General features: G+C 66.6%; 1 protein-coding gene. It reads right to left on the minus strand.

The window, feature by feature from the left end; all coding sequences use genetic code 11:
- A partial coding sequence (locus VFZ66_07275) for an amino acid adenylation domain-containing protein (GenBank protein HEX6288974.1) occupies positions 1–5714 on the minus strand: 5714 nt, incomplete at both ends.

The following is a 5714-nucleotide window of genomic DNA, read 5'->3' on the forward strand; positions in this document are numbered from 1 at the left end:
ACCTGGAGCAGCGACGGCACAAAGTGCGCGACTGTCACCTGCCGCTCCGCCATCAGCCGCACCAGATATGGAAGATCCTGCTGCCCGCCGGGCCGCGCCATGATCACCTGCGCGCCCGCCAGCAGCGGCCCGATCAGCTCCCAGATCGAAATATCGAAGCTGAACGAGGCGATCTGCAACACGCGATCCTCTGCGCTGAGCGGGTAGATCTCCTGGTTCCAGAGCAGACGGTTGACGATCGCCCGGTGCGTATTTTGCACGCCCTTGGGCCGCCCTGTCGAGCCGGAGGTGTAGATGATATAGGCCAGGGTATCGGGATCGCCGCCGCCGAGACTGGTACGCGGACCGCTCGCGATCGTCGGCCAGTCGGCGTCGAGGCGGATGACGCGATTATCGTTCGGCGGCAGGTACTCGGCCAGCGCCTCGGTCGTCAGCAGCACGCCAATCTGCGCGTCGCCCACGATCCAGGCCAGCCGCTCCTGGGGATAGGCCGGGTCGAGCGGCACGTAGCAGCCGCCCGCCTTGAGAATACCCAGCAGCCCGATCAGCAGCTCCGGCGAGCGCGGCAAACACAGACCAACGCGCAGCTCGCCCTGCGGGCACCCGCCAACGCCCCGCGTCCGCAGGGCATGGGCGACCTGATTGGCGCGCGCATCGATCTCAGCGTAGGTAAACTGCCGATCCTCAAAGACCAGCGCCACAGCGTCGGGCGTGCGCGCGGCCTGCCGCTCGACCAGCGTATGCAGGCACACGTCCTGCGGATAGTCTGCCGCCGTGGCGTTCCACTCAACGAGCACCCGCTGGCGCTCGGCCTCGTCCAGCAGCGGCAGCGCGGCGATGCGCTGCGCCGGATCGGCAACGACAATCTCCAACACGCGCCGGAAGTGCTCGGCGATGCGCGCGATCGTCGCCGCCTCGAAGAGGTCGGTGCTGTACTCGATCAAGCCAAACAGCCCATCCGCTGTCTCAGTCAGATCGAACGAGAGGTCAAACTTGGTCGTGTGGTTGTCGATCGCGATCGGCAGCAGCGTCAGATCGCCCAGCGCCAGCTCCGGCATCGGTGCGTTCTGGAGGATGAGCATCACCTGGAAGAGCGGGTGTCGGCTCAGGTCGCGCTCGGCGGCCACGATCTCGACGACCTGCTCGAAGGGCAAGTCCTGATGGCTGTACGCCCCCAGGGCCACCCCGCGCACCCGACCCAGCAACTCCTCAAAGCGCGGATTGCCTGACAGGTCGGTGCGCAGCACCAGCGTGTTCACAAACATGCCGATCAGCCCCTCGACCTGCCCCTGATGCCGGTTAGCGATCGGCGAGCCAACCACGATGTCGGTCTGGCCGCTGTAGCGATAGAGCAGCGTGTCGAGCGCGGCCAGCAGCGTCATAAACAGCGTCACGCCTGCGTTCCGGCTCAGCAGCTTCACCGCGTCCGCCAGCGACGGCGGCAGCATAAACTGGTGCTTCGCGCCGCGCTGCGAGGGCGTCGCCGGGCGCGGATGATCGTTTGGTAGCTCCAGCACCCCCAGCGTCCCGCCCAACTGTTGCTTCCAGTACGCCTGCTGCTCCGCCAGCCTGGCTCCCTGTAACCAGCGCCGCTGCCAGAGCGCGTAGTCGGCGTACTGGATCGGCAGCTCCGGCAGCCGGTGTGGCTGCCCCGCGACGAACGCCTGGTAGAGCTGCGCCAGGTCGCGGATGAAGACACCCTGCGACCAGCCATCCGAGACGATATGGTGCATCGTCAGCACCAGCGCGTGCTGCTGGTCGGTCTGGTGGAGCAGCAGCAGACGGACCAGCGGGCCGTCGACCAGATCGAAGGGGCGGCGCGCCTCCTCGCGCGCCAGGCGAAACACCTCCGGCTGCCGCTCGGCCTCCGGGTAGCCGCTCAGGTCGACCAGCGGCAGATCAAGCTCCAGGCTGGGGCTGATCCGCTGCATCGGCTGCCCATCGATCGAATGAAACGTCGTCCGCAGCGCCTCGTGCCGCGCCACGATCGCATTCAGCGCGCGCGTCAGCGCGTCGAGATCGAGCGGCCCGTTCAGCTGCACGGCTATCGGTATATTGTAGGTCGGGCTGCGCGGATCGATCTGATGCAGGAACCAGAGCCGCTGCTGGGCGAACGAGAGCGGCATGTACTCGGTGTGCCGCACGGGCGTGATCGGCGGCGTTTCCATGCCGTGCGCCATCTGCTGCACCAGCTCGATCTGCTCGGCCATGCCCGCGACCATCGGCGTGTTGAACAATTCGGCCAGAGTCAGCTCGACGGCGAATGTCTCGCGGACGCGGGAGAGGATCTGCGTTGCCAGCAGCGAGTGACCGCCAAGACTGAAGAAATTATCGTGGACGCCGACGTGCGCCACGCCCAGCACCTGCTGCCAGATCGCGGCGATCAGCTCCTCGGTAGGCGTGCGCGGCAGCTCCAGCGGCGCCAGACCCAATGCACTACGATCGGGCGCGGGCAGCGCCTTGCGATCGACCTTACCGTTGGGCGTCAGCGGAAACGCCGACAGCGTGACAAACGCCGCCGGGATCATATAGTCCGGCAGGCAATCGGCGAGGAAGGCACGGAGTTGCGCGTGCAGCGTTCCGGGTTCTTGGTTCTCCGTTTGTTCCGTTGTTCTTTGTTCTATCACATACGCCACCAGCCGCTTCTCGCCCGCAGTATCTTCGCGCGCCAGCACCACGGCCTCGCGCACGTCGGGGTGGCGCAGGAGCACGGCCTCGATCTCGCCCAGCTCGACGCGGAAACCGCGCAGCTTGACCTGCTGATCGATTCGTCCCAGGAACTCGATCGTGCCGTCCTCACGGTAGCGCGCCAGGTCGCCGGTCTTGTAGAGCCGCGCACCAGGGCGGGTGCCTGGCCGGGTGCCCTCTGGGCATGGCACCCCGCGACTGAACGGATCGGGGATGAAGCGCTCGGCGGTTAGATCCGGGCGTCCATTGTAGCCGCGCGCGAGTTGCACGCCGCCAATGTGCAGCTCGCCGGGCACGCCCACCGGCACGGGCTGCATCTGCACGTCGAGGATATAAATCTGGGTGTTGGCAACCGGCTTGCCGATCGGCACGGTGTGGAGCGCGCGGTCAGGCTGGCAGGCCCAATACGTCACGTCGACGGCAGCTTCGGTGGGGCCGTACAGGTTGTGCAGCTCGGCATCCAGCCGCGCGAAGAAACGCTGTTGCAGCGCCAGCGGCAGCGCCTCGCCGCTACAGATCACGCGGCGCAGGGACGTGCAGCGGTCGAGATCACGCTCCTCAAGGAAGACCTGAAGCATCGAGGGCACGAAGTGCAGCGTCGTGATCCGCTCGCGCGCGATCAGATCCACGAGGTAGGCGCTGTCCTGATGACCGCCCGGCTTTGCCACGACCAGCGTCGCACCTGTGAGCAGCGGCCAGAAGAACTCCCAGACCGAGACATCGAAGCTATAGGGCGTTTTTTGTAGCACGCGGTCGGCGGGCGTGAGCTGGTAGGCGTCCTGCATCCAGAGCAGGCGATTGACGATCGCCTGGTGGGTGTTCATCGCGCCCTTGGCCTGCCCCGTCGAGCCGGAGGTGTAGATCATGTACGCCAGGTTGTCGGCGCGAGCAGCGCTGGCCGGGTTCGTATCGGGCTGTCGGGCGATGCGCTCCCAATCGGCATCGACACGTAGCACCTGCGCGGCATGGGCCGGGAGCACGGCCTCGATGTGCTGCTGCGTCAGCAAGACGGCAGCCTGAGCATCCGCCAGCATGAAGTGCAGCCGCTCCTGCGGATAGTCGGGATCGAGCGGCACGTAGGCACCGCCCGCCTTGAGCACGCCCAGCAGCGCAACCACCAGATCGATCGAGCGCTCCATGCAGACCGCCACGCGCGTCTCGCCCTGCGGGCACCCGCCAACGCCCCGCGCCCGCAGGGCATGGGCGAGCTGGTTGGCGCGGGCGTTCAATGCGGCATAGGTGAGCTGCCGATCCTCAAAGACCAGCGCCACAGCGTCGGGCGTGCGCCGGGCCTGCTGCTCAATCAGCGTATGCAGGCACACGTCCTGCGGATAGTCTGCCGCCGTGGCGTTCCACTCAACGAGCACCCGCTGGCGCTCGGCCTCGTCCAGCAGCGGCAGCGCGGCGATGCGCTGCGCCGGATCGGCGACGACGCTTTCCAGCACCATCTGGAAGTGCCGCATCATGCGCGCGATCGTCGCCGCCTCGAAGAGATCGCTGTTGTACTCGATGAAGCCAAACAGCCCATCCGCTGTCTCGGTCAGCTCGAAGGTGAGATCGAACTTGGCGGTACCGTTGTCGACCTCCAGCGGCAGCAGCGTCAGATCGCCCAGCGCCAACTCCGGCATCGGCGCGTTCTGAAGGATGAACATCACCTGGAACAGCGGCGTGCGGCTGGCAGCGCGCTCGTAGGCGGCGATCTCGACGACCTGCTCGAAGGGCAAGTCCTGATGGCTGTACGCGCCCAGCGCGACCTCACGGACTCGTTGCAGGAGCTCCTGGAAGCTCGGATTACCCGACAGGTCGGCGCGCAGCACCAGCGTGTTGATGAAGCAGCCGATCAGGCTCTCGACCTGGCCGTGATGCCGGTTGGCGATCGGCGAGCCAACCACGATGTCGGTCTGGCCGCTGTAGCGATAGAGCAGCGTGTCGAGCGCGGCCAGCAGCGTCATAAACAGCGTCGTGCCCTCGGCGCGGCTCAGCGTCGTCAGCGCGTCGGCAAGCGACTTCGGAAAGGTGAACGGATGCTTCGCGCCGCGCTGCGTGGACGTCGGCGGGCGGGGGCGATCGGTGGGCAGATCCAGCACGGGGATGTGACCGCCTAGCTGCGCCTTCCAGTAGGCGTGCTGTGCCTCCAACACCTCGCCACGCAGCCAGGCGCGCTGCCAGTGCGCATAGTCGGCGTACTGGATCGGCAGCTCCGGCAGCCGGGTACCTTCTGGATGTGGCTTTCCGGCGGCGTAGGCGTTATACAGAATCGCCAGCTCGCGGATCAGCACGCCCTGCGACCAGCCATCCGCGACGATATGGTGCATCGTCAGCACCAGCACATGCTGCTGGTCGGTTTGCCTGAACGCCAGGGCGCGGACCAGCGGGCCATTGACCAGATCGAAGGGGCGGCGCGCCTCCTGCACCGCCAGGCGCGGCACCTCGGCCTGCTGCTCGTCTGCGGGCCGGTCGCTCAGATCAACAAGCGGCAGCTCAAGCTCCAGGCCGGGACTGATCCGCTGCATCGGCTGCCCATCGACCGGATGAAACGTCGTCCGCAGCGCCTCGTGCCGCGCCACGATCGCATTCAGCGCGCGCGCAAGCATGTCCAGATCGAGCGGCCCGTTCAGCTGCACGGCTACTGGAATATTGTAGGTCGGGCTGCGCGGATCGATCTGATGCAGGAACCAGAGCCGCTGCTGGACAAAGGAGAGCGGCATGTACTCGGTGTGTGGCACCGGCTCGATCGGCGGCGCTTCCATGCCGTGCGCCATCTGCTGCACCAGCTCGATCTGCTCGGCCATGCCCGCGACGGTCGGCGTGTTGAATAGGTTGCTCAGCGAAAGCTCGACCTGAAACGTCTCGCGGACGCGGGAGAGGATCTGCGTTGCCAGCAGCGAGTGACCGCCAAGACTGAAGAAATTATCGTGGACGCCGACGTGCGCCACGCCCAGCACCTGCTGCCAGATCGTGGCGACCAGCTCCTCGGTAGGCGTGCGCGGCAGCTCCAGATGCTCCACCGTCGACGCACTGCGATC

The sequence above is a fragment of the Herpetosiphonaceae bacterium genome (assembly GCA_036374795.1).
In the GTDB taxonomy this organism is placed as follows: domain Bacteria; phylum Chloroflexota; class Chloroflexia; order Chloroflexales; family Kallotenuaceae; genus LB3-1.